General features: G+C 65.7%; 1 protein-coding gene. It reads left to right on the forward strand.

From position 1 onward, the window contains the following. The coding region (locus tag GDJ93_RS08325; RefSeq protein WP_152068443.1) for an SIS domain-containing protein at positions 1-714 on the forward strand (714 nt) is incomplete at both ends.

Consider the following 714-nt stretch of genomic DNA (forward strand, 5'->3'; position numbering starts at 1 on the left):
GCTCGCCGACAAGGTCGCCGACGAGGGCTACGACGCCGTGTTCCTGATGGGCGTCGGCGGCACCTGGGACGAGCTCATGCAGCTCGAGTACCTCATGAACAAGTTCGGCGACCGCGACCTCGAGGTCTACCTGATCCACGCCGCCGAGTGGAACGTTTCCGGCCACAAGCGCATGACCGAGAAGTCCGTCGTGCTCACCGCCTCCGAGTCCGGCACCACCCCCGAGGTCCTCGAGGCCGTCAAGAAGATGAAGGACATGGGCGTGCGCGTCTACGCCATGACCAAGCCCGAGGGCCCCATCGGCCAGGCCGTCGGCGCCGAGAACTGCGTCGCCATGGCCTCTGACCATGGTTCGGGCGGCTGCGAGAAGGGCTACTACCTCGCCGACTGCTTCGGCCTGCGCCTGCTCAACCGCCGCGGCTGCTTCCCCAAGTTCGACCTGTTCATCGAGCAGACCAAGGACATCTGGAAGGACATGCTCGACATCCGCAAGCGCTTCGAGCCGCGCGCCGAGGAGCTCGCCAAGAAGTACGCCCTGGCCCCCTACACCATGTTCATCGGCTCCGGCGCCCTGTGGGGCGAGACGATCCTGTTCTCGATGTGCATCCTCGAGGAGATGCAGTGGAAGCGCACCCGCTACATCACCTCGGCCGACTTCTTCCACGGCACCCTCGAGCTCGTGGAGCCCGGCGTCCCCGTGTTCCTGTTCATGGG

Source organism: Collinsella aerofaciens (assembly GCF_902501475.1).
GTDB classification, from domain to species: domain Bacteria; phylum Actinomycetota; class Coriobacteriia; order Coriobacteriales; family Coriobacteriaceae; genus Collinsella; species Collinsella aerofaciens_AL.